This is a genomic window from Pseudomonas sp. Pseusp49 (genome assembly GCF_059491875.1).
Window position 1 is genome coordinate 3,081,582 of record NZ_CP168514.1, and the last position, 21,550, is coordinate 3,103,131.

A 21,550-nucleotide genomic window follows, 5' to 3' on the forward strand; every position below is an offset into this window, starting at 1 on the left:
TGTTTTTGTCGCAGCAGGTAACGGTGTTTAGATCTTCAGTGACTGTGCTGGCCCCTTCGCGAGCAAGCCCGCTCCCACAGACGCAAAATCTGTGGGAGCGGGCTTGCCCGCGAAGGCGGCCTCAAACTCGACACCCATTTCGGATCGGGTCGGCAACCCCTCCATATCCCCCCGGCTCTGCACCGCCCGGCTGCCAATCCAGTTGGCGCGTTTCACGGCCTCGGCAAAGCTATGGTTTTCCAGCAGCGCGCTGATCATGCCGACGGCAAAACCATCGCCGGCGCCCACCGTATCGACCACCGTGGCCACCGGCACGCCAGCGACGAAACCTTGATCAAGATGGGTGCGGTAGTAAGCACCGTTGGGCCCAAGCTTGATCGCCACGGCTTCGGCACCCTGGTCGAGGTAAAACGCTGCGATGTCGGCCGGGTCTTCGAAACCGCTCAGCAAGCGACCTTCGCTCAAGCCCGGCAGCACCCAATGGGCGAGGGCGGCGAGGCGGTTGATCTCGGTGATCATTTGTCGCTCGCTCGCCCACAGGCTCGGGCGCAGGTTCGGGTCGAAGGACACGCTGCGCCCGGCCTCGCGCATGCGGGTCATCAACTCGAACGACATCTGCCGCGCCGACTCCGACAGCGCCGGGGGAATGCCGGTGGCGTGCAGGTGTCGGGCCTTGAGCAACTCGGGCACGATCGAGTGCGGCGACAGGTGACTGGCCGCCGAACCACGGCGGAAGTACTCGACCACCGGATCGCTGCCGTCGTCGGTGCGGGACTTGAGTTGAAACCCGGTCGGGTGGTCGGCGTCGATGTCGACGTGGCGGCAATCCAGGCCTTCTTTTTCCAGAGTGTCGACCACGAAGCGGCCCAACGAATCGGCACCGACCCGGCTCAACCACGCCACCTTGAAGCCAAGCCGGGACAAACCGATCGCCACATTGCTGTCGGCCCCGGCGATGCGTTTGTGGAAAGCGCCAACGCTGGCCAGGTCGCCAGCCTGCTCGGCAACGAACATTGCCATGGTCTCGCCGAAGGACAGAATATCGATGTCAGACATGAGCATTCTCCCGTTGCGACTGGCCGAGGCGGGCGAGGGCAGCCACGTGTTCGCGGGTCAGTTGCACCAGGTCATCGCCTTGCAGCGGATACTCCGCGGCCCGCATAACGCCTTGGGCCATGTGCCGCAGCAGCTGTTCCCACTGTTGCAAGTCGCTGGCGGTCGGCGGGATGGCGACCAGCTTGTCGTCGGCGCGACGTGTAACCGCTTTGCAGTGCACATAGCCGACGTGGCGTCCGAGAAGGCGCGCGGCGCTGGCGGCGGACTGGTCCTGCCAGTGCCAATTGCCGATGTCGAAGGTCATTTTAATCGGCAAGTGGTGTTGCTCGACCTCAGTGAAAAAGCGCTGGAACGGTTCGATGCGACCGCCGTGCAGGGTCTGGTCGTTTTCCACCAGCAACTGCACGGGGCTGGCGTCCAGCTGCCGGGCGAGGGCGTGCAGGTCACTGTTGTCGGTGAAATAGCCCAGGGACACTTTGAGCCATTTGGCACCGAACGCCTGGGCTCGTTGCAGGGCGGCGATCAGTTCTGGATTGGGCCTGGATTGTCCGGCCAACCAGAGTTCCATTGGCGACGAATACACGCTTTCCAGGCCTTCTGCCTGAGTGGCATTGGCCAGTTGAGCGGGGTCCTCAACGGTCAGCAACTCCTCGCGCCACTCGATGCGCGTGGCGCCGGCGGCGGCCAGTACTTCGATAAAACTGCCTTGGCCGCGCTGGCGCACCAGGTCGGCGCCGTAGCTGGAGAGGCTGATGGAAACGGCGGGTTTGTTCATTGTTGTTTTACCTCTGAAACCGGTTTCATTTTTGTTCAAAAAAATAGTGGGTGTTTCTGATGGCCTCTTCGCGAGCAAGCCCGCTCCCACAGGGGAATGCATTCCAAATGTGGGAGCGGGCTTGCTCGCGAAGGGGCCATAACATTCACCGAGAGTTCCCCAGGGTCGACCCTCTAACTATCAACCGAGCCGAAAAATCCAGTGTCCGCATCGCCCCGTCATCCCCCCGCAGCCGCTTGAGCAGACACTCAAACGCACTGGCACCCATCTCGGTGGTCGGCTGGGCCAGCGCGGTTATCCCGCTACCCACCAACGGATACCAATCCAGATCATCAAGGGCGATCAGGCCCACATCCTCGAACAGGTTGCACTTGAGTTGACGCAACGCATGGGTGCAGGCCAGCGCCGCAATGCCGTTCGCGCAAAACAGCGCTTTCGGGCCGGGGCCGGGTGTGTCGAGGAAGGATTTCAGCTGTGCGGTCAGTTCGCTGCCGGTTTCGATGAGGCTGCCATGGAGGGCCGGGCGCAGGGCAATTTGCGCCTTGAAACTGGCGACCCGTTCGATCCGCGAACTGGTGCCATCGAAGGGTTCGGTCACCATCAACACATCGCGATAACCGCGCTCTTCAAGATGGACGATGGCCATCTCGACGGCGGCCGGGTTGTTTAGCCCGACCATGTCGCTTTCCAGGTCCTCGACCTTGCGGTCCACCAGCACCAGGGGCATTTCCCGGTGCAGTTCGTGCAATTCGTCACGGTGATGACCGAGGGTGTTCACGATCAGGCCTTCGATGTTGTAAGAGCGCAGCAGGGCCAGGTGCTGGCGCTCTTGCTCGTCGTCGCGGTCGGTGTTGCACACCACCAGGCTATAGCCGTGCTGACGGCAGGCGGTTTCCACCCCGTGCATCATGGCAATTGAATAAGGGTTACGGATATCGGCCACCAGCATGCCGATCAGGCGGGTGCGCCCGCGCTTGAGACCGCGGGCCATCTGGTTCGGGCGATAGCCCAGTTCGGCAATCGCCTGCTCGATGCGTTGGGCGATGGCATCGGAGAGCAGGGCGCGGTCTTCGCCGATGAAGCGCGAAACGCTGGCCTTGGAGACCTTGGCGTGTTTGGCCACGTCGAGCATGGTCACGCGGCTGCGCTGGGCGGCGGAGAAATCGTTCACGGTCTGAAACCTTTTTATTGGATTTATAAGGTCGAGCGCTTCGTGAGATAACGCTGAAACCGGTTTCAGAAGACACCAAAAGCCAATTCGCCGTCAAGCCCCGGATTGTCGATTGTCGAACAAACACCGACGGGTGGCGTTCAGGCCAGCACACTCAGCCACGCTGAACCCAGCAGCACCAGGCCCATGCAGCGATTGAAACGCTGCATGCCCCGGGGCGAGCGCAACCAGCGACTCGACCCGGCACCGAGCAGCGCCCAGACACCCAGGCAGGGCAAGGAAACCAGGAAAAACACCCCTGAAAGATTGATCACATGGACGAGCCGATCTTCGCCCGCTCCAGCGAAGACACTGACCACCGCCAGCGCCATCATCCAGGTTTTCGGGTTGATCCATTGCAGGCTGGCGGCGCCCATCCATCCCAGTCGATCCTCGGTTTTCATGCTGATGGCTTCGGCCGGGGCGCGGAAAATCTGCCAGGCCAGATAACTCAGCCACGCGACCCCGACCCATTGCATGGCGCTTTGCAATGCGGGCCAGGCCGTCAGTGAAGAGCCAACGCCCGTGCCCACCAGCAACACCAGCGTCGCGGCACTGACGCAGGCGCCCAAGATAATCGGCAGGGCGGCGCCCAAGCCGTATCGGGCACTGTTGCTGAACACCAGAATGTTGGTCGGGCCGGGTGTGATCGACGCCACGAAGGCAAAGAGCAAGAAGGGCAGTAACGTCGGGAAAGAGGACGGCATCGCAGACAAACTCCGGTAAAGATCAGTGAAACCGATCTTCACAATCCCCGGCGTTACTTGTCTGGAAGATTTGAGCAGCGCTTGCGGTACAACGCCGGCGTCAGGCCGTAGGCGCGAACGAACCAGCGGCCTAGATGGCTCTGGTCGGCAAAGCCCAGCGCCATTGCCACCGTTGCCGGTCGCTCGCCTCGGGCCAGCATTCGCCGGGCGGTTGCCAGGCGCAATTGCACCAGATACGCGTGGGGCGCCATGCCGTAAGCGGCTTTGAACGCACGGGTCAGGCGGAAGCGGTCGACACCTGTGATGGCTGCCAGTTGATCGAGGCCGATGTCGTATTGCGCGTTGGCATGCAGGTAGTCCCGGGCCTTCTGCGCCACGCGCGGCAGACGCGGGTCCTGGCCATCGCGGGCGCGCCAATGCAAGTGGCTGGTCAGGCGCTCGAGCAACACGTCGAGGGCGGTCTGGCGGACGATCTTCAGCTCACCGCGATGCAGGGTTTCAAACGCCAGGCTGGTGGCCTGGGCCAGACGCCCATCGTTGGCCAGGGTGGCAGCGAAACTCAGTTGACTGTTGTCGGGGGCATGATCGAACACGGCGCCGAGTTCGCGCTGTAGCCACTGTGGATCGAGGTACAGCATGCGGTAGGTAAAGCCGTCGGCGGTCGGTGCGTCACCGTCATGGATGTCACCGGGCTCGAGCAAAAACACCTTGCCCGGCGTGCTCTGGTGCCTGGCCCGTCGGCAGTTGAATTGCTGCACCCCTTGCTCGGTGACACCCACCAGAAAACTGTCATGCCAGTGCGGGTCGTAGGCGTGACCTTCGAAATGCGCGCGCAGGGTCTCGATGCCGGTGTCGGCGTCCTGGGACAGGTCGATCCAGTTGTGAGCGTTCATGTTGCACCTGCGGGGCGGATTGCCGAGCTATTTAACGCCTGCTGGAAGTGCGATGACTAGAACGTTTGTGCAGGCATCAGTTGAACAGGCCCGCCGCAATATTGATTGAGAAACCAAGGATGGCGGTGTTGAACAGAAAACCGATCAACGACTGCGCCAGCACGATCTTGCGCAAATCGCGGGTCGCCACGCCGACGTCCGAGGTCTGCACTGCCACGCCGACGGTGAACGAGAAGTACAGGAAGTCCCAGTAATTGGGCGTCGTCAGTCCCTCGGCAAAGCGCAGCGCCGGCTCTTTGCCTTCCCAGGTGTAAAACAGGCGCGCGTAGTGCACGCTGAAAATTACTCCGATCAGCAGCCACGAACCGATCACCGTCAGCGCGGTGAAGCCGTAGTGCAGGAGTCTGCGCGTGGTTTCCAGGTCCTTGCTGCCGGCCAGTTCGAAGGTGATGGTCGCCAGGCTGGCCAGGGCGGCGATGCACACCACCAATAGCACCAGCCCGGCGTTTTCGTCTTCGATTTCGGCGATGCGTTTCACGTCGGTCGCTTTTGAACGCACGGTGAGCCAGAGCATCAATAGCAGGTAGATCCACACGCCGGCATTCCAGCCGAAGAGGATCTTGCTGATCAGAGAATCGGCCGGAACCAGAATGCCCACCACGATGCCCAGCAGGACGGCGGCGGACAGGCGAGGGTGGGTGCGGGTGAGGAAAGACATGGAGGCTCGATGGGGTTGGGGCTTTGCAATCACCTTAGCCCAGGGTGGTCAGTTCTGACTATATTCCTGAAACCAATGAGATCCCTGTGGGAGCGGACTTGCCCGCGATGGCGGACCGTCTGGCAACATTGATGTTTGATGTGACGGCCTCATCGCGGGCAAGCCCGCTCCCACAGGTTTTTGTGGTGTTGGTCAGTGTTGTTTATGGCGTTTGCGCACCAGCTTCATCACCACCACAAAAAACACCGGCACGAACACCACGGCCAGCGTCGCCGTGATCATTCCGCCGATCACCCCGGTGCCGATGGCCTGCTGGCTCGCAGAGCTGGCGCCTGTGGCAATCGCCAGGGGCACCACGCCGAGGATGAACGCCAGCGAAGTCATGACGATCGGCCGCAACCGCAGGCGTGCCGCTTGCAGGGTGGCGTCGACCAGGTCGTGGCCTTCGTCGTACAGGCTCTTGGCGAACTCGATGATCAGGATCGCGTTCTTCGCCGACAGGCCGATGATGGTGATCAGCCCGACCTTGAAGAACACATCGTTGGGCATGCCGCGCAAGGTCACGGCCAGCACCGCGCCGAGCACGCCCAGCGGCACCACCAGCAGCACCGAGGTCGGGATCGACCAGCTCTCGTACAACGCCGCCAGGCACAGGAACACGATCAACAGCGACAGCCCGAGCAGGATCGGCGCCTGGCTGCCGGACAAGCGTTCCTGCAACGACAACCCGGTCCATTCCTGGCCCAGGCCCGCAGGGCCTTGCGCCACCAACCGCTCGATCTCGGCCATGGCTTCGCCTGTGCTGTGGCCCGGCGTCGGTTCACCGGAAATGCTGATCGCCGGATAGCCGTTGTAGCGGGTCAACTGCGCCGGGCCCTGGGTCCATTTGGCCTGCACGAAGGCCGACAAGGGCACCATTTTTCCGTGGCTGTTGCGCACGTGGATCTTCAGCAGGTCTTCCACCTGGCTGCGCTGGTCGCCCTCGGCCTGCACCACGACGCGCTGCATCCGCCCCTGGTTGGGGAAGTCGTTGATGTAGGCCGAGCCCACGGCCGTGGACAGCACATTGCCGACGTCGGCAAAGGACACCCCCAGCGCGTTGGCCTGCTTGCGGTCGACCACCAGCTGCACCTGCGGCGCCTCGGCCAGGGCGCTTTCGCGCACGTTCATCAGGATCGGGCTTTTTTCGGCGGCCGCGAGCAAGTCGGTGCGCGCTTGCATCAGCTTCTCATGGCCGAGACCACCACGATCCTGCAGGCGGAACTCGAAGCCGCTGGACGTACCCAGGCCATCCACGGGCGGCGGCAGCACGGCAAAGGTCACCGCATCCTTGATCTGGCTGAGGGCGACGTTGGCCCGGTCGGCAATCGAGCTGGCCGAATCGTCGCTGCCGCGCTCGGACCAGTCTTTGAGCGTGCTGAACGCCAGCGCCGCATTCTGCCCGCTGCCGGAGAAGCTGAATCCGAGAATCACCACGCTGTCGCGAATGCCTGGCTCGCCGGCGTTGTGCGCCTCCACCTGCTCGGCCACCTGCACCGTGCGGTTCTTGCTCGCGCCCGGTGGCAACTGGATGTCGGTGATGGTGTAGCCCTGGTCTTCCACCGGCAGGAACGAGGAGGGCAGGCGACCGAAGGCCAGGCCCAGGCCGATCAGCAGCACGCCGTAGATCAACAGGTAGCACCCGGTGCGTTTCAACGCGTAGGCGACCCAGCCTTGATAGCGCTCGGTCAGTTGCTCGAAGCGGCGGTTGAACCAGCCGAAGAATCCGCTCTTTTCGTGGTGCTCGCCTTTGGCAATCGGCTTGAGCAGCGTCGCGCACAGGGCCGGGGTCAGGGTCAGGGCGAGGAAGGCCGAGAACAGGATCGAGGTGGCCATCGACAACGAGAACTGCTGGTAAATCACCCCGACCGAACCCTGCATGAACGCCATCGGAATGAACACCGCGACCAGCACCAGGGTGATGCCGATGATGGCCCCGGTGATCTGCTGCATGGCCTTGCGCGTGGCTTCCTTGGGCGACAGGCCCTCGGTGGCCATGATGCGTTCGACGTTCTCCACCACCACGATCGCGTCGTCCACCAGAATGCCGATGGCCAGCACCATGCCGAACATGGTCAGCACGTTGATCGAAAACCCCAGCGCCAGCATGGTCGCAAAGGTGCCCATCAACGCCACCGGCACCACCAGTGTCGGAATCAGCGTGTAGCGGATGTTCTGCAGGAACAGGAACATCACCGCGAACACCAGCAGCATGGCTTCGCCCAGGGTGTAGACCACCTTGGTGATCGAGACCTTGACGAAGGGGGAGGTGTCGTACGGGATCGAGTACTCGACGTTTGCCGGGAAGTAGCGCTTGAGTTCATCCATCTTCGCCCGCACCAGGGTCGCGGTGTTCAGGGCGTTGGCGCCTGGCGACAACTGCACGGCGACGGCGGTGGACGGCTTGCCGTTCAGGCGCGTGGAAAACTGGTATTCCTGGCTACCGATCTCGACACGCGCCACATCGCTGATGCGCACGGTCGAACCGTCCGGGTTGGCCTTGAGAACGATGTCGGCAAACTCTTCGGGGGTCGACAATTGACCCTTGACCAGAATGGTCGCGGTGATTTCCTGGGTGGTGCGGGTCGGCAGATCGCCGATGCTGCCGGCCGGCACCTGGGCGTTTTGCGCGACGATGGCGGCGTTGACGTCCGCTGGCGTCAGGTTGAAGGCGAGCAGTTTCTGCGGGTCGATCCAGATCCGCATCGCCCGCTCGGCGCCGTACAGCTGCGCCTTGCCGACGCCGTCCAGGCGCTTGATCTCGTTCATCACATTGCGCGCCAGGTAATCGCTGAGCGCTACGTCGTCGAGCTTGCCGTCGCTGGACGTCAGGGTGATCAACAGCAGGAAACCGGAGGAGACTTTCTCCACCTGCAAACCTTGCTGGATGACCGCTTGCGGCAGGCGCGACTCCACGGCTTTGAGGCGGTTCTGCACATCCACCTGAGCCAATTCCGGGTTGGTGCCCGGCTGGAAAGTCGCCTTGATGGTCGCGCTGCCGAGGCTGCTCTGGGATTCGAAATACAGCAGATGATCGGCGCCGTTGAGTTCTTCCTCGATCAGGCTGACCACGCTTTCGTCCACGGTTTGCGCCGAAGCGCCCGGGTACACGGCATAGATTTCGATCTGCGGCGGCGCGACGTCGGGGTACTGCGCCACCGGCAACTGCGGAATGGCCAGGGCACCGGCCAGCAGGATGAACAATGCGACCACCCAGGCGAACACCGGGCGGTCGATAAAGAACTGCGGCATAAAAAAGCGTCCTGCTTACTGACCAGTCACCTGGGCAAGTGGAAGAGGGGAGTCGTCGATCTGCACTTTCTCGCCGGGGCGGGCGTGCTGCAGGCCCTCGATGACGATGCGGTCGCCGGCTTTCAGGCCGCCGGTGACGATCCAGCGATCGTTCTGCACGGCACCCAACTCGACCGGTTGCTGGCCGACGCGCTGTTCGGCGTCGAGCAGCAGCACCTGGGCGATGCCGGCGCTGTCGCGCTGGATGGCCCGTTGCGGCACGCTGATGCCTTGGCGGTTGACCGCTTGTTCCAGGCGCACGCGCACGAAACTGCCGGGCAGCAGGTCGAGGTCGGGGTTGGGGAACTCGCTGCGCAGGATGATCTGGCCGGTGCCCGGGTCGACGGTGATGTCGCTGAACAGCATTTTGCCCGGCAACGGGTAGAGGCTGCCGTCATCCTGAATCAGCGTGGCCTTGGCCTGGTCCTGGCCGACCTGCTGCAACTGACCGGAACGGAAGGCGCGGCGCAGTTCGTTGAGTTCGCGGGTGGACTGGGTCAGGTCGGCATGAATCGGATTGAGTTGCTGGATCAGCGCCAGCGGCGTGGTTTCGTTCTGCCCGACCAGCGCGCCTTCGGTGACCAGCGCGCGCCCGATGCGCCCGGAAATCGGCGCGGTGACGGTGGCGTAGCCGAGGTTGAGTTTCGCCCGCTCCACCGCCGCCTTGCTGGCCGCGACGTCGGCGGCGGTCTGTCGTGCGTTGGCCCGGGCGTTGTCGTAATCCTGGCCGCTGATGGCCTTGTCGTCGATCAACTGGGCATAGCGCTGTTCCTGCAACCGGGCCTGGAACGCGTTGGCCTCGGCCTTGCGCAGCGCTGCTTCGGCGCTGTCCAGGTCGGCCTTGAACGGCGCCGGGTCGATGCGGAACAGGACATCGCCCTGTTTGACGTCACTGCCTTCACGGAAAGTGCGCTGCAGGACCACGCCGGCCACGCGGGCACGCACCTCGGCCATGCGCGGTGCGGCAATCCGTCCGCTCAGCTCGCTGCTGATGGTCAGTGGTTGCGCTTCGATGGTTTCGATGCGAACCGTGGCCAGCGGCGCCTGTTCCTCGGCGTTCGAGGCCTTCTCGCACGCACCCAGTGTCAACGCCAGAGCAATCAGACTGAGCCTGGCAAGCAGATTCTTCGACATGTAATACCCCAATAAAGACTCCCAGCATCCTACTGGGCGCAGGCGAGGGTAGCGGTGAAGCTTTGTTGGTGCTGTGTGAAATTGTGTAAGGGTTTTACTCAGAGACGAGTGAGGGCGTATATCCTTCAGTCCTTGAATTTTATTGCGCCTGTCAGGCCGCCTTCGCGGGCAAGCCCGCTCCCACAGTGGTCGGTGGTGTTCATAGCCTTTGTGTTCACCTCGAATCCCTGTGGGAGCGGGCTTGCCCGCGAAGAGGCCGGTACAGGCGCCACTGCTTTTTTCTGGAAACACCCCATGCCAAACATCCTCCTGGTCGAAGACGACACCGCCCTCGCCGAACTGATTGCCAGCTACCTGGAACGCAACGGTTACTCCGTCAGCGTGATCGGTCGCGGTGATCATGTGCGCGAACGAGCGCGGCTCAATCCGCCGGACCTGGTGATCCTCGACCTGATGCTGCCCGGCCTCGACGGCTTGCAAGTCTGTCGCCTGCTGCGCGCCGATTCGGCGACCTTGCCGATCCTGATGCTCACCGCCCGCGACGACAGCCACGACCAAGTCCTGGGCCTGGAAATGGGGGCCGACGATTACGTCACCAAACCCTGCGAGCCACGGGTGCTGCTGGCGCGGGTGCGGACCCTGTTGCGCCGCAGCAGCCTCAGCGAGCCGCAGACCGCCAACGACCGCATTCTGATGGGCAACCTGTGCATCGACCTGTCCGAACGCACTGTGACCTGGCGCGAGCAATTGGTGGACTTGTCCAGCGGTGAGTACAACCTGCTGGTGGTGCTGGCCCGGCATGCCGGGGAGGTGCTGAGCCGCGACCAGATCCTGCAACGCCTGCGCGGCATCGAATTCAACGGCACCGACCGTTCAGTGGACGTGGCGATCTCCAAGTTGCGGCGCAAGTTCGACGACCACGCCGGCGAGGCGCGCAAGATCAAGACCGTGTGGGGCAAGGGCTACCTGTTCAGCCGTTCCGAGTGGGAATGCTGAGCCGATGTTCAGAATCCTCTTTCGTTTGTACCTGGTGACCATCGTCTCGTTCAGCGCGGCGATTTATCTGGTGCCGGATCTGGTGGTCAAGGTGTTCCACGAGCGCTTCGTCACCTACAACCTCGATTACTCCCGTGGCCTGCAAACGCTGATCGTCAAACAGTTTCATGCGGCTCCGGCCGAACAGTGGCCGGCCCTGGCCGCCGAAATGGACAAGGACTTCAATCCGCTGCACATCGTGCTCAGCGGTAACGACGACAGCAGCCTGACGCCTGAAGAGCAGCAGCGCTTGCAGCGGGGCGAGAACGTTGTACGCGTGGGTGACTGGGGCTGGCGTACGCTGGCGGTCGCGCCGCTGAACGAGCGCACCGTGGTGCAAATGGTGGTGCCGCCGGATCCGCTGGACGTCAACCTGTTGTACTGGAGCATCAACGTACTGATCGGCGCGACCATGCTCGCGTGCCTGTTGCTGTGGCTGCGCCCGCACTGGCGTGACCTGGAACGGCTCAAGGGTGCGGCGGAACGCTTTGGCAAGGGCCACCTGGGCGAGCGCACGCAAATCTCCCCGAGTTCCAACATCGGCAGCCTGGCCAGTGTGTTCGACACCATGGCCGGCGATATCGAGAACCTGCTCAACCAGCAGCGCGACTTGCTCAATGCAGTGTCCCACGAGTTGCGCACGCCGCTGACGCGCCTGGATTTCGGCCTGGCCCTGGCCCTCTCCGACGACTTGCCGGCAGCCAGCCGCGAGCGCCTGCAAAGCCTGGTGGCGCACATCCGGGAGCTCGATGAGCTGGTGCTTGAGTTGCTGTCCTACAGTCGCCTGCAAAACCCGGCGCGGCTACCGGAGCGGGTCGAAGTGTCGCTGGATGAGTTCATCGACAGCATCCTTGGCAGCGTCGACGAGGAGCTGGAGTCCCCGGAGATCGTCATTGATGTGCTGCTGCACGGCCAGCTCGAACGCTTCAGCCTCGACCCGCGCCTGACCGCCCGTGCCTTGCAAAACCTGCTGCGCAACGCCATGCGCTACTGCGAAAAGCGTATCCAGATCGGTGTGCAGGTCTGTGCCGGCGGCTGTGAAATCTGGGTCGACGATGACGGCATCGGCATTCCGGATGACGAGCGCGAGCGGATTTTCGAACCCTTCTACCGTCTCGACCGCAGTCGAGACCGCGCCACGGGTGGTTTCGGACTGGGATTGGCGATCAGCCGGCGCGCCCTGGAAGCCCAGGGCGGCACGCTGACGGTGCAAGCCTCGCCGCTGGGCGGGGCGCGGTTTCGCTTGTGGTTGCCGACTTCGGTCTGACGCGCGCCCGGGCTAACGTGGCTCAGGCGCTCAGCCGACTGCGCAACACCTTGGCCATCTCCTCCAGATCCGTCATCGGCTGGCGCCCGATCAACATCCAGGCGTGCTCCATGTCCGACCAATACACGATGTTCAGCTCGCGCCGCTGTTCCTGGGCGAAATGGCGACTGCCGCTGTTGGAGCGGGTCACGCACAGCGCCATGGGGCCGTGCGCCGGATCGAGGTAGGTGATCTGGGCGATGGGGGCGCCGTCGTACTCGAGGATTTGCGCCCGCTTGAACTCGGCACGGGGCAGGCTCAGTTTTGCCGGCACGAGGTCCAGGCCCAGGCGCGCATCGATGGTCCGCAGTTGCGCCCGCTGGGAGGCTTCATCAGCGGGCAGGTGATCCAGGGTTTCCGGCACGTAGAGCGCCATGTAATCGGCCACCAGACCGCGCCAGCTGTGAGTCTGCTGGCTTGCTTGCCAGCCGAGGAACAAACGGTCCGCCAGCACGCCGCCGGCCAGCAACCCGGCCGCGGCGGCCAGGAACCAGCGTCGGTTGAGCCCGGGGCGGGCGGGTGAGGGCATGGTGGCGAGCATGGCTTGCAGGCGATCTACCGGCGCCTGCCGGGCCAGTTCATCGTAGGCGTCCTTGAACGGCAGGCTGCTGCGACCCAGCCATTGCAGGCGCAGGCTCAGCATCGGGTCGGCGCTGATGGCCGCATCGATTCGCGAGCGCTGCTCGGCATCGAGCTGGTTGTCGAGATAAGCCACCAATTGTTCGTCCGAGGGTTTCGCGTTCATCAATGTTCTCCTCGGTAAGGGTGGGACACCGTTCGCAACGGTGGATATTCGGCCAGTTTCGCCCGGGCGGCGGCCAGGCGACTCATGACCGTGCCGATGGGCACTTGCAGCACGTCGGCGACTTCGCGGTAGGACAACCCTTCGACGTAGGCGAGAAATACCGTTTCACGCTGGGCCTCGGGCAAGGCATCGACGCGGCGGATGACCTGTGCCGCCAACACGTGGGTCTGGGCCACGGACTCTCCATCGAACGACAAGGCCTGGTCGGCATCCACCTGGCCCTGACCTTGCCGCACCCGCTGGGCACGCACTTCATTGAGCCAGATCGAGTGCAGGATGCTCAGCAGCCAGCGGTCCATGCGCGTCCCCGGCTCGTATTGCCCGGCCCGCTCCAGCGCCCGCACGCAGGTGGCCTGCACCAGGTCATCGGCGACATGCCGTTGCCGGGACAACAGCAGGCCGTAGCGCCATAAACGCGCCAGGTGCTGGTTCAGTTCCGTTCGTATTGCCTGATCGCTGGCGATGGCGACCTCCGTCCGCTCGGGTTGTCAGGTTTTCGATGATCCGTTGATGGCTTCGGCCAGGTCCTGGTACTCCTCGCACTGGGTACTGCCGCAGATGGATTTGATCTGCTGCAGTTGCTCTTGCGCAAGGTCCAGCCGGCCCTTGATCACATAGGCCTCGCCCAGGTATTCGCGGACTTGCGCGTATTGCGGGTCGAGTTTTACCGATTGCAGGTAATAACCGATGCCTTCGTCGGTGCGTCCCAGTTTACGCGTGGCGTAGCCGCGATAGTTCAGCGCTTTTGCGGTATTTGGCTGTTTCAGCGTGTCGAGCAGGGCCAGGGCCTCTTCATAACGTCCGTCCTTGGCCAATTGATAGGCATAGTTGGTGCGGTCTTCGTCAGGCACCAGGTTGCTGGTCTGCTTGACGCACCGCTGCGATCTTGTATCGAGTACCTGTCCTTTCGGGCAGTTGGGTCTGGAGGGCGGCTCGTCACCGCCGCCACCGCCGTTGGCCAGGGCGGGGGAGCCGGACAAGGCAACGGTCAGCAATAACGGGGTCATCAGAAACGCAAAACGACTATTCATGGGCTTTGCTCCACAGGTTCATGGGTTTCAGATCAGTTCGCGCCCGGCCAGGCGCAGTGCAAGGTTGATGTGATGAGAACACCACAGCATGCACAATTATTCATTTGTGGGAGCGGGCTTGCTCGCGAATGCGGTGGGTCAATCAACATTAATGCTGCCTGACACTCCGCCTTCGCGAGCAAGCCCGCTCCCACAGGGGATTTTCGTTCAACCCAGCAGGCGAATCGGAGTCCCTGCCGCCCAGGCCTGGATGTCCTCGATCATTTGCGAAAAAAACAGCCGGTAGTTCTGTTGGCTCACGTACCCGACATGGGGCGTCGCCAATACATTGTCCAGGGTCCGGAACGGATGGTGCGCGGGCAGCGGCTCTTGCTCGAAGACGTCCAGTGCGGCACCGGCCAGTCGTTGCTTCTGCAGTGCCTTGATCAGCGCTGCCTCATCGACAATCGGTCCGCGGGCGGTGTTGACCAGCAGCGCCGTGGGCTTCATCCAGCCCAGGGCTTGTGCGTCCACCAGGCCCCGACTGCGGTCGCTGAGCACCAGGTGCACCGACAGCACGTCGGCCTGTTCGAACAGTTCCTGCTTGCTGACACGGGTCACACCGGCTTGCGCCGCACGTTCGGCGGTGAGGTTTTCGCTCCAGGCGATGACCCGCATGCCGAACACCTGGCCGAATTGCGCGACGCGCTGGCCGATGCTGCCAAGGCCGAGGATCGCCAGCGTCTTGCCGTGCAGGTCGCCGCCCAGGCCTTGTTGCCACTGGCCGGCACGCAAGGCATTGGCTTCGACCACCAGGTTGCGGGTGGCGGCCATGATCAGCGCCCAGGTCAGCTCCGGCGCGGCGTGTTTGTAGCTGTCGGTGCCGCTGACCCGGATGCCCAGCGCGGCGGCGGCTTTCAGGTCCAGGGCGGCGTTGCGCATGCCGCCGGTCACCAGCAGTTTGAGCCTGGGCAGGCGTCGCAGCAGCTCTTCGTCGAAGCGCGTGCGCTCGCGCATGACGCAGATCACCTCGAACCCGGCCAGGCGCTCGGCCAGCGTCGGGTTGTCGGCGGGGTAGTCATGGAGAAAACTCACCTGGCCGACGCTGTCCAGCGCCGACCAGTCCACCACGTCCCGCGCCACATTCTGCCAATCATCAAGCACTGCAATCTGCACAGGCATCAGCCTTTCCTCTTCAACGCACGGGGTTGGTCTTGTTCAGCCAGGCGAGCAAGGCCTGGTGGAATTGTGCCGGTTCTTCCATCTGCGGCGCGTGGCCCATGCCGGGGAATTCGACCAACGTGGACCGGGGAATCAACTTCGCCACTTGTTTGCCGAGGACGTCGTAGTGCCCGATCTTCGCCTTGACCTCGGGCGGGGCGATGTCACTGCCGATGGCGGTGGTATCGGACGTCCCGATCAACAGCAGGGTCGGCATCTTCAGGTTCTGGAATTCGTAATACACCGGTTGAGTGAAGATCATGTCGTAGATCAGCGCCGAGTTCCACGCGACTTGCGTATGCCCCGGGCCTTTGTTCAGGCCGGCGAGCATGTCGACCCAGCGCTCGAATTCCGGCTTCCAGCGGCCGCCGTAGTAGGTGCTGCGTTCGTAGTTGCGGATACCGTCGGCGCTGAGCTTGAGTTCGCGTTCATACCATTGGTCTACCGTGCGGTAGGGCACGCCGAGGGCTTTCCAGTCTTCCAGGCCGATGGGGTTGACCAGTGCCAGTTGCTCGACCTGTTCGGGGTATTGCAAGGCATAGCGAGTGGCGAGCATGCCGCCCGTGGAGTGCCCCAGCAGGGTGGCTTTCTGAATGCCCAATGCCTTGAGCAGTTGCTGGGTGTTCGTCGCCAGTTGCTGGAACGTGTACTGATAGTGCGTCGGTTTGCTGGAGCTGCAGAAGCCGATCTGGTCCGGGGCGATGACCCGATAGCCGGCGTCGCTGAGGGCTTTGATCGAGCTGTCCCAGGTGGCGCCGCAGAAATTCTTGCCATGCATCAGCACCACGCTGCGGCCATTGGCCTTGCCGTGGGCGGCGACGTCCATATAGCCCATTTGCAGGGACTGGCCCTGGGATTCAAAGGCGAAGTGCTTGAGTGTGTAGGGATAGTCGAACCCTTGCAGCTCAGGGCCGTATTCCGGTGCTTGGGCGTGGGCGATGACGGGCAGGGCGGCGGTCAACAACAGGCTGGGCAACCAGCGGGGGAAGAGTCGCGACATGGGGAAGCTCCATGGAAAATCCGCCGATGCTGGATCGGCTCGATTAGGGCGGCATTAAACACAGGCAATCGCCGCCCTCGATGGTTCAACCCATCCAGCCCAATGTTGCTACGGCCAACGCGCCGTAGCGGGCGCCTTTGGCCAGGGTGACGATCAGCAGGAAGCGCCCCAATGGCTCGCGCATGACGCCGGCGACCAGTGTCAGCGGATCGCCGATCACCGGGAGCCAACTGAGCAGCAATGACCAATGGCCGTAGCGCTGGTAATGCAGCCGGGCTTTTTCCAGGTGCCGGGGGCTTACGGGAAACCAGCGTCGGTCGCGGAACCGTTCGATCCCGCGCCCCAGCCACCAGTTGAGCAGCGACCCCAGCACGTTGCCGAACGTCGCCACCGCCAGCAGTGCCCAGAGCCAGTAGCGGTCGCTGAGCAGTAGTCCCACCAGCACGGCTTCGGATTGCAACGGCAGCAGCGTGGCGGCACCGAATGCCGCGAAAAACAGCCCGAGGTACGCGCCTGGCATCAATGGGCGGGGTAGTCCGAGACCACCAGGTCAGTGCCGTCCTTTTTCAGGCCTATGACCTGATAGGCATCGCTCATGCCGTCCATTTCCATGCCGGGCGAACCCATGGGCATGCCGGGCGCCGCGACGCCCAACAGATCGTTGCGCTTGCTCAAGGCCAGGACCTGGTCGGCCGGGACGTGACCTTCGACGAATTTGCCATTGATCAACGCGGTGTGGCACGACGCCAGGCGTGGCGGCACGCCGTGCTGTTGCTTGAACTGGCTCATGTTGGCTTCGACGTGGTCCTCGACTTTGAAACCATTGGCTTCAAGATGGCTGATCCATTTTTTGCAGCAACCACAATTGGCGTCGCGATGAACCTCGATCGGAATGAGGTCGGCGGCCTGGGCCAGGGAGGACATGAACAGGGCGCTCAGGGCGATCAGACGCAGAGGGTTTCGCATGGGATTCGTCTCGGCTAACGGGCAAAAAAACGCATTCTGACCTTTTTTTCCGGTCAGGCATTCAAGGAGTGTTTCGAAGTGCTACAAAGATCGGCTGTTCGATGATGGTAGATCAGTGCTGTCAGGCAGATGAGGGGGACATTACAAAATCGTCAGGTTGAAATGGCGCAGGCGCATGTTTACGTGATCGCCGGGTTCAAAAAAGGTTCTTCACGCAATCCCGGGGGACACCGATACCTTTAGGAGCCGGCTTGCTGGCGATGGCGGCCTCATGGCTGGCGTATTTTGTTGGTGGTGTACATATCCATTTCTGCGGTAACGGCCGCCTATGGTTCCGCTTTTACAGCGGGTTACTTGGAAAAGCGCCAAGTAACCAAACGCTTTTGCCCCTGACGTTCGGTGCCTCGCCTAGGCTCGGCATCCCCTCGCTCCGGTCCTGCTCCGTGGGCCCGCCGCGATCGGCCATCCATGGCCGTACGCGGCTAACCCGGCATCCATGCCGGGTTGCCCACTACGCAGAACCTCCACTCGGCCTCTCGAGGGGGCGTGCACCGCAACAGCACCGCGAGGCGAGCTAACGCTCGACCTCGTTGTTTGGTGGTGTACGCGTTCCCCTGTAGGAGCTGCCGAAGGCTGCGATCTTTTGATCTTGCTTTTGCGATCCGGAGATTGCTGAAGATCAAGATCAAAAGATCGCAGCCTGCGGCAGCTCCTACAGATATTTGGTTGTCTCAGCGGTCGAGCAGTTTCATGATTTACTCCGGATAACGCAGGCCAGCGGTGGCATTCGCCGCAAAGACCGACTCCAGCGCCTGCAGTTCATCAGCGCTCAGTTTCACCTGCAGAGCGGCGACGTTTTCTTCCAGGTATTTGCGTTGCTTGGTGCCCCCCTGTAGGAGCTGCCGAAGGCTGCGATCTTTTGATCTTGCTTTTGCGATCCGGAGATTGCTGAAGATCAAGATCAAAAGATCGCAGCCTGCGGCAGCTCCTACAGATATTTCGTTGTCTCAGCGGTCGAGCAGTTTCATGACTTCCTCCGGATAACGCAGGCCAGCGGTGGCATTCGCCGCAAAGACCGACTCCAGCGCCTGCAGTTCATCAGCGCTCAGTTTCACCTGCAGAGCGGCCACGTTTTCTTCCAGGTATTTACGTTGCTTGGTGTCCCCCTGTAGGAGCTGCCGAAGGCTGCGATCTTTTGATCTTGCTTTTGCGATCCGGAGATTGCTGAAGATCAAGATCAAAAGATCGCAGCCTGCGGCAGCTCCTACAGAAATTTCGTTGTCTCAGCGGTCGAGCAGTTTCATGACTTCCTCCGGATAACGCAGGCCAGCGGTGGCATTCGCCGCAAAGACCGACTCCAGCGCCTGCAGTTCATCAGCGCTCAGTTTCACCTGCAGAGCGGCGACGTTTTCTTCCAGGTATTTGCGTTGCTTGGTGCCCGGAATCGGAATCAGGTAGTCACCCTGGGCCAGCACCCACGCCAGCGCCAGTTGGCCCGCCGTCACGCCTTTCTCTGCCGCGAGCGCCTGGACCTGCTGCACCAGCAGCAGGTTCCTGGCGAAATTTTCGCCCTGGAAGCGCGGGCTGAAACGGCGATAATCGTCTGCCGCGAAATCATCCGGGCTTTTCAATGCACCGGTCAGGAACCCTCGGCCCAGCGGGCTGTAAGGCACAAAGGCGACGCCCAGGCGCCGACACGCCGCCAGGCAACCGTTTTTTTCCTGATCACGACTCCACAACGAGTACTCACTCTGCAGCGCACTGATCGGATGAACCTTGTGTGCCCGCTCCAGGGTCGCCACCGAGGCTTCGCTCAATCCCAGGTAGCGGACTTTGCCGGCACTGACCAGTTCGGCCATGGCACCGACGGTTTCTTCGATGGCCACCTGCGGGTCGATACGATGCTGGTAATACAGGTCGAGGGTGTCCACACCCAAGCGTTTCAAGCTGCCGTCGATGGACTTGCGAATGTATTCCGGCCGACCGTTGACGCCCCGGGCACCGGGGTTCGCCGGGTCGCGGACGATTCCGAACTTGCTGGCCAGGAACACCTGGTCGCGCTTGCCGGCAATGGCCTTGCCGATCAGCTCTTCATTGCTGTGTGGGCCATACATATCGGCGGTATCGAGCAAGTTGACACCCAGTTCCAGCGCGCGATGCAGGGTCGCCGTGGCTTCGCGGGTATCGGTGCCGGTGGTGTAGAAGTCGGTCATGCCCATGCAGCCAAGGCCGATGGCCGAGACCTGCGGACCGTTTTTTCCCAATTGACGTGTGTGCATGAAATCAGCTCCCTGTGAAGTGAGTGTCCATTGTTCGCCTCGACAGAAACAAGATAAACCGGCTAAAACGGCTATCACTATTCGTAAAATCCAAACAATCTGTCGGTGGAACCAGCAATGGACCGTTTCAATGCCATGCGCGTCTTTACCCGAATCGTCGAGCTGGGTGGCTTTGCCAAGGCCGCCGACAGCCTGCAACTGCCCCGAGCCTCGGTGACCATCCTGATCAAGCAGCTGGAGGCCCATCTGGGGGTGCAGTTGCTGCAACGCACCACGCGGCAGATCAGCCTGACGCTCGACGGTGCGGCCTATTACCCGCGTTGCGTACGCTTGCTGGCGGATCTCGAAGAGACCGAAGCGGTGTTCAGTGCCGCACGCCACAATCCCAAGGGGCTGTTGCGTGTGGACATGCCGGCGGGCGTGGGGCGTCTGGTGGTGATTCCGGCGCTGCCGCAGTTCACCGCCCGCTATCCGTTGATCGAGCTGGAAATCGGCTTGAATGACCGGCCGGTCGACCTGATTCGCGAAGGGGTGGATTGTGTGTTGCGCGGCGGCTCGACGCTGGACGATTCGCTGGTGGCGCGGCCGCTGGTGATGATGGATCAGGTGACCTGTGCCAGCCCCGACTACCTGCAGCGGCACGGAACGCCCCATACCCTGGATGACCTGTGCGGGCATCAGATGGTCGAGTACTTCTCCAGCAGCAACGGAAAGCGCTATGGGCTGGAGTTTGTCGTGGATGGTCAGGTGCGGTTGGTCGACCTGCCCAAGCAGGTGGCGGTCAACAGCGCCGATGGTTATCTGGCGGCGTGCGAGGCCGGATATGGGCTGGTGCAGACGCCGTATTACCACGTGGCGCGGCAACTGCAGGAAGGGCGCTTGTGTGAAGTGCTGAGGGAAGTGCCGCCACCGGGCATGCCGATGACGGCGCTTTATCCGCCGCACCGCCAGTTGTCCCGGCGGGTGCGTGTGTTTGTCGACTGGCTGGTGGAACTCTGTGCCCAGCCCGGCAATGACTTTTACAGGAATGATTCAGGGCGTTGATCAGCGGTTATCGGTGTGGGTAGTAACCCGGCCCGCCATGGTCGTAGTAGTGATCGTGATGCCAGCCCCCATGGGGGAAAACAATGCAACCGCTCAGGGTCAGGATGGCCAGCAGGGGAATCAGCAATGTGATTCGACGCAACATTTCAAAGTCCTCATGGTTATCGCCGCAATGAAGCTAAAACTCTTCATCGGCTGTAACATGTGACCCCGCTTGTAGCCCCTTATCCCCAGAACAGGGTATGTGCTTGGCAAGCGTCTTGATACAAACCGGATACATTTTTCAGATTCAGGAACCCGCAATGACTCAGTCGCAACGTTTGAAATACTCGATTCTGATCTCCCTGGTGGTGCTGGGGATCATGTTTGGCCTTTCCTGGTTGCAGAACACCGGCGTCATCAGCGAAAAAATGTTCCAGTACATCGCCATTGGCGTGGCGGTGATCGTGGTCGTCATCAATGGCGTGATGCGCCGCAAGGTCAAGCCCTGATCATTCGCTCACTGGTTGCGCAGGATGGCGGCAGCCTGTGGATGCAGGCTGTAGCTTTTGTCGGGGTTTAGCACAATCACGCCTTCAATGCACAAACGCTTGAGCACTTCGCGCACGCTGAGAAAGGACAGGGGAATGTCCAGGTCCAGCAATTGGCTGTGTACGCCACGCACGCCAAGACTGCGGTCGCTTTCGGCGGCCGTCAGCAGGGCATCGATGACTTTCAGGCGGATCAGGCTGGTGCGCAGGCCATAGCTCTTGAGCAGGACCCGGATCCGCTCGTTACCGTGGCGATCGGTATGCGGCTCGAACACGCCGACTTCCATGGAAGTACCCTTTGGCGCGTTGCTACCGTCCGTTGGCAGTTGCGAGTTGTACATTGCAAAACTCCTTTTCAGAGCCTGATCAGGAAAAATGGGGCGCTCTTGCATGTCTAGACGTATGAGCTCCCCAAATCATGAAGGCTCGAATGTAGAAATTTTGTCGACGGCGTGTGATCAGCCTGTCAGTTCGCACGCCAATGTGTGCAAAACCCTAAATTATTGATGTGAGCTTCGTCCCTACAGAGAG

22 protein-coding genes and 2 pseudogenes are annotated in these 21,550 nt (G+C 62.1%); 4 read left to right on the forward strand and 20 right to left on the reverse strand.

The window, feature by feature from the left end; genetic code table 11:
* Positions 1 to 27 precede the first annotated feature (27 nt).
* The 8 genes from ACEN83_RS13925 to ACEN83_RS13960 form a co-directional block, all read right to left on the reverse strand.
* Positions 28 to 1,056: a sugar kinase gene (locus tag ACEN83_RS13925; RefSeq protein WP_495580634.1), complete on the reverse strand. Its 1,029-nt coding sequence runs from the start codon at positions 1,054 to 1,056 to the stop codon at positions 28 to 30.
* Positions 1,049 to 1,831, reverse strand: coding sequence for a sugar phosphate isomerase/epimerase family protein (locus tag ACEN83_RS13930; RefSeq protein ID WP_495580635.1), 783 nt, complete (start codon positions 1,829 to 1,831; stop codon positions 1,049 to 1,051). Before ACEN83_RS13930 ends, ACEN83_RS13925 begins: the two co-directional genes overlap by 8 nt.
* Positions 1,832 to 1,976: 145 nt before the next feature.
* The gene (locus ACEN83_RS13935) at positions 1,977 to 3,002 is read right to left on the reverse strand and encodes a LacI family DNA-binding transcriptional regulator (RefSeq protein WP_495580636.1); all 1,026 of its coding nucleotides are present in this window, start codon (positions 3,000 to 3,002) and stop codon (positions 1,977 to 1,979) included.
* Between the two features lie 140 nt (positions 3,003 to 3,142).
* Positions 3,143 to 3,748, reverse strand: coding sequence for a LysE family translocator (locus tag ACEN83_RS13940; protein WP_495580637.1), 606 nt, complete (start codon positions 3,746 to 3,748; stop codon positions 3,143 to 3,145).
* Between the two features lie 53 nt (positions 3,749 to 3,801).
* Positions 3,802 to 4,641 (reverse strand): AraC family transcriptional regulator, encoded by an 840-nt coding sequence (locus tag ACEN83_RS13945; RefSeq protein WP_495580638.1) that lies wholly within the window; start codon positions 4,639 to 4,641, stop codon positions 3,802 to 3,804.
* A 76-nt stretch (positions 4,642 to 4,717) separates the two neighbouring features.
* Positions 4,718 to 5,359: a DUF1345 domain-containing protein gene (locus ACEN83_RS13950; protein ID WP_116580459.1), complete on the reverse strand. Its 642-nt coding sequence runs from the start codon at positions 5,357 to 5,359 to the stop codon at positions 4,718 to 4,720.
* Between the two features lie 192 nt (positions 5,360 to 5,551).
* A complete protein-coding gene (locus ACEN83_RS13955; RefSeq protein WP_495580639.1) occupies positions 5,552 to 8,650 on the reverse strand; it encodes a multidrug efflux RND transporter permease subunit in 3,099 nt (1,032 codons plus the stop codon).
* A 15-nt stretch (positions 8,651 to 8,665) separates the two neighbouring features.
* On the reverse strand, positions 8,666 to 9,823 hold the full coding sequence (locus ACEN83_RS13960) for an efflux RND transporter periplasmic adaptor subunit (RefSeq protein ID WP_495580640.1): 1,158 nt from the start codon (positions 9,821 to 9,823) through the stop codon (positions 8,666 to 8,668).
* 294 nt (positions 9,824 to 10,117) lie between these two features.
* Here ACEN83_RS13960 and ACEN83_RS13965 point away from each other — a divergent pair, with 294 nt between their 5' ends.
* Positions 10,118 to 10,819, forward strand: a complete 702-nt coding sequence (locus ACEN83_RS13965) for a response regulator (RefSeq protein WP_007970971.1) — start codon at positions 10,118 to 10,120, stop codon at positions 10,817 to 10,819.
* Positions 10,820 to 10,823: 4 nt separating this feature from the next.
* Positions 10,824 to 12,125, forward strand: a complete 1,302-nt coding sequence (locus ACEN83_RS13970; RefSeq protein WP_495580641.1) for an ATP-binding protein — start codon at positions 10,824 to 10,826, stop codon at positions 12,123 to 12,125.
* Between the two features lie 22 nt (positions 12,126 to 12,147).
* On the opposite strand, the gene ACEN83_RS13975 is transcribed toward ACEN83_RS13970, so the two are convergent.
* The 10 genes and pseudogenes from ACEN83_RS13975 to ACEN83_RS14020 all read right to left on the reverse strand — a co-directional run bounded on the left by ACEN83_RS13975 (position 12,148) and on the right by ACEN83_RS14020 (position 19,445).
* Positions 12,148 to 12,909 carry an anti-sigma factor family protein gene (locus tag ACEN83_RS13975; protein WP_116580455.1) on the reverse strand — a complete coding sequence of 254 codons (762 nt, stop codon included), beginning with the start codon at positions 12,907 to 12,909 and terminating at the stop codon, positions 12,148 to 12,150.
* Positions 12,909 to 13,391 carry an RNA polymerase sigma factor gene (locus ACEN83_RS13980; RefSeq protein ID WP_256589890.1) on the reverse strand — a complete coding sequence of 161 codons (483 nt, stop codon included), beginning with the start codon at positions 13,389 to 13,391 and terminating at the stop codon, positions 12,909 to 12,911. The genes ACEN83_RS13975 and ACEN83_RS13980 overlap by 1 nt, the downstream gene beginning before the upstream one ends.
* A gap of 66 nt (positions 13,392 to 13,457) precedes the next feature.
* Positions 13,458 to 14,000 (reverse strand): tetratricopeptide repeat protein, encoded by a 543-nt coding sequence (locus tag ACEN83_RS13985; RefSeq protein ID WP_495580642.1) that lies wholly within the window; start codon positions 13,998 to 14,000, stop codon positions 13,458 to 13,460.
* A 207-nt stretch (positions 14,001 to 14,207) separates the two neighbouring features.
* Positions 14,208 to 15,161 carry a D-2-hydroxyacid dehydrogenase family protein gene (locus ACEN83_RS13990; RefSeq protein ID WP_495580643.1) on the reverse strand — a complete coding sequence of 318 codons (954 nt, stop codon included), beginning with the start codon at positions 15,159 to 15,161 and terminating at the stop codon, positions 14,208 to 14,210.
* 13 nt (positions 15,162 to 15,174) lie between these two features.
* The gene (locus ACEN83_RS13995; RefSeq protein ID WP_495580644.1) at positions 15,175 to 16,200 is read right to left on the reverse strand and encodes an alpha/beta fold hydrolase; all 1,026 of its coding nucleotides are present in this window, start codon (positions 16,198 to 16,200) and stop codon (positions 15,175 to 15,177) included.
* Positions 16,201 to 16,285: 85 nt separating this feature from the next.
* Positions 16,286 to 16,720, reverse strand: coding sequence for a YqaA family protein (locus ACEN83_RS14000; RefSeq protein WP_458548216.1), 435 nt, complete (start codon positions 16,718 to 16,720; stop codon positions 16,286 to 16,288).
* The gene (locus tag ACEN83_RS14005; RefSeq protein WP_495580645.1) at positions 16,720 to 17,166 is read right to left on the reverse strand and encodes a DUF411 domain-containing protein; all 447 of its coding nucleotides are present in this window, start codon (positions 17,164 to 17,166) and stop codon (positions 16,720 to 16,722) included. Before ACEN83_RS14005 ends, ACEN83_RS14000 begins: the two co-directional genes overlap by 1 nt.
* A 755-nt stretch (positions 17,167 to 17,921) precedes the next feature.
* Positions 17,922 to 18,053: pseudogene (locus ACEN83_RS14010) on the reverse strand (aldo/keto reductase); the annotation flags it as partial.
* 120 nt (positions 18,054 to 18,173) lie between these two features.
* A pseudogene (locus ACEN83_RS14015) lies at positions 18,174 to 18,341 on the reverse strand (aldo/keto reductase); the annotation flags it as partial.
* A 108-nt stretch (positions 18,342 to 18,449) separates the two neighbouring features.
* Positions 18,450 to 19,445 carry an aldo/keto reductase gene (locus ACEN83_RS14020; protein WP_495580646.1) on the reverse strand — a complete coding sequence of 332 codons (996 nt, stop codon included), beginning with the start codon at positions 19,443 to 19,445 and terminating at the stop codon, positions 18,450 to 18,452.
* A gap of 117 nt (positions 19,446 to 19,562) precedes the next feature.
* Between ACEN83_RS14020 and ACEN83_RS14025 the strand changes: the two genes are divergently transcribed.
* Positions 19,563 to 20,489: a LysR family transcriptional regulator gene (locus ACEN83_RS14025; RefSeq protein WP_495580647.1), complete on the forward strand. Its 927-nt coding sequence runs from the start codon at positions 19,563 to 19,565 to the stop codon at positions 20,487 to 20,489.
* A 7-nt stretch (positions 20,490 to 20,496) separates the two neighbouring features.
* Here the strand turns inward: ACEN83_RS14025 and ACEN83_RS14030 are convergent, their stop codons facing one another.
* The gene (locus ACEN83_RS14030; RefSeq protein WP_007970990.1) at positions 20,497 to 20,634 is read right to left on the reverse strand and encodes a hypothetical protein; all 138 of its coding nucleotides are present in this window, start codon (positions 20,632 to 20,634) and stop codon (positions 20,497 to 20,499) included.
* Between the two features lie 157 nt (positions 20,635 to 20,791).
* On the opposite strand from ACEN83_RS14030, the gene ACEN83_RS14035 reads away from it, so the two are divergent.
* The gene (locus tag ACEN83_RS14035) at positions 20,792 to 20,980 is read left to right on the forward strand and encodes a hypothetical protein (RefSeq protein WP_007970993.1); all 189 of its coding nucleotides are present in this window, start codon (positions 20,792 to 20,794) and stop codon (positions 20,978 to 20,980) included.
* Between the two features lie 8 nt (positions 20,981 to 20,988).
* Here ACEN83_RS14035 and ACEN83_RS14040 read toward each other — a convergent pair whose 3' ends face one another.
* Positions 20,989 to 21,360: a fe2+ zn2+ uptake regulation protein gene (locus ACEN83_RS14040; RefSeq protein ID WP_116580447.1), complete on the reverse strand. Its 372-nt coding sequence runs from the start codon at positions 21,358 to 21,360 to the stop codon at positions 20,989 to 20,991.
* Between the last annotated feature and the right edge of the window lie 190 nt (positions 21,361 to 21,550).

Bases quoted from the DNA above. Each gene is read 5' to 3' on its own strand.
- ACEN83_RS13925 (WP_495580634.1), bottom strand. From the start codon at position 1,056: ATGTCTGACATCGATATTCTGTCCTTCGGCGAGACCATGGCAATGTTC.
- ACEN83_RS13930 (WP_495580635.1), bottom strand. From the start codon at position 1,831: ATGAACAAACCCGCCGTTTCCATCAGCCTCTCCAGCTACGGCGCCGAC.
- ACEN83_RS13940 (WP_495580637.1), bottom strand. From the start codon at position 3,748: ATGCCGTCCTCTTTCCCGACGTTACTGCCCTTCTTGCTCTTTGCCTTC.
- ACEN83_RS13945 (WP_495580638.1), bottom strand. From the start codon at position 4,641: ATGAACGCTCACAACTGGATCGACCTGTCCCAGGACGCCGACACCGGC.
- ACEN83_RS13950 (WP_116580459.1), bottom strand. From the start codon at position 5,359: ATGTCTTTCCTCACCCGCACCCACCCTCGCCTGTCCGCCGCCGTCCTG.
- ACEN83_RS13955 (WP_495580639.1), bottom strand. From the start codon at position 8,650: ATGCCGCAGTTCTTTATCGACCGCCCGGTGTTCGCCTGGGTGGTCGCA.
- ACEN83_RS13960 (WP_495580640.1), bottom strand. From the start codon at position 9,823: ATGTCGAAGAATCTGCTTGCCAGGCTCAGTCTGATTGCTCTGGCGTTG.
- ACEN83_RS13965 (WP_007970971.1), top strand. From the start codon at position 10,118: ATGCCAAACATCCTCCTGGTCGAAGACGACACCGCCCTCGCCGAACTG.
- ACEN83_RS13970 (WP_495580641.1), top strand. From the start codon at position 10,824: ATGTTCAGAATCCTCTTTCGTTTGTACCTGGTGACCATCGTCTCGTTC.
- ACEN83_RS13975 (WP_116580455.1), bottom strand. From the start codon at position 12,909: ATGAACGCGAAACCCTCGGACGAACAATTGGTGGCTTATCTCGACAAC.
- ACEN83_RS13985 (WP_495580642.1), bottom strand. From the start codon at position 14,000: ATGAATAGTCGTTTTGCGTTTCTGATGACCCCGTTATTGCTGACCGTT.
- ACEN83_RS13990 (WP_495580643.1), bottom strand. From the start codon at position 15,161: ATGCCTGTGCAGATTGCAGTGCTTGATGATTGGCAGAATGTGGCGCGG.
- ACEN83_RS13995 (WP_495580644.1), bottom strand. From the start codon at position 16,200: ATGTCGCGACTCTTCCCCCGCTGGTTGCCCAGCCTGTTGTTGACCGCC.
- ACEN83_RS14000 (WP_458548216.1), bottom strand. From the start codon at position 16,720: ATGCCAGGCGCGTACCTCGGGCTGTTTTTCGCGGCATTCGGTGCCGCC.
- ACEN83_RS14005 (WP_495580645.1), bottom strand. From the start codon at position 17,166: ATGCGAAACCCTCTGCGTCTGATCGCCCTGAGCGCCCTGTTCATGTCC.
- ACEN83_RS14020 (WP_495580646.1), bottom strand. From the start codon at position 19,445: ATGCACACACGTCAATTGGGAAAAAACGGTCCGCAGGTCTCGGCCATC.
- ACEN83_RS14025 (WP_495580647.1), top strand. From the start codon at position 19,563: ATGGACCGTTTCAATGCCATGCGCGTCTTTACCCGAATCGTCGAGCTG.
- ACEN83_RS14030 (WP_007970990.1), bottom strand. From the start codon at position 20,634: ATGTTGCGTCGAATCACATTGCTGATTCCCCTGCTGGCCATCCTGACC.
- ACEN83_RS14035 (WP_007970993.1), top strand. From the start codon at position 20,792: ATGACTCAGTCGCAACGTTTGAAATACTCGATTCTGATCTCCCTGGTG.
- ACEN83_RS14040 (WP_116580447.1), bottom strand. From the start codon at position 21,360: ATGTACAACTCGCAACTGCCAACGGACGGTAGCAACGCGCCAAAGGGT.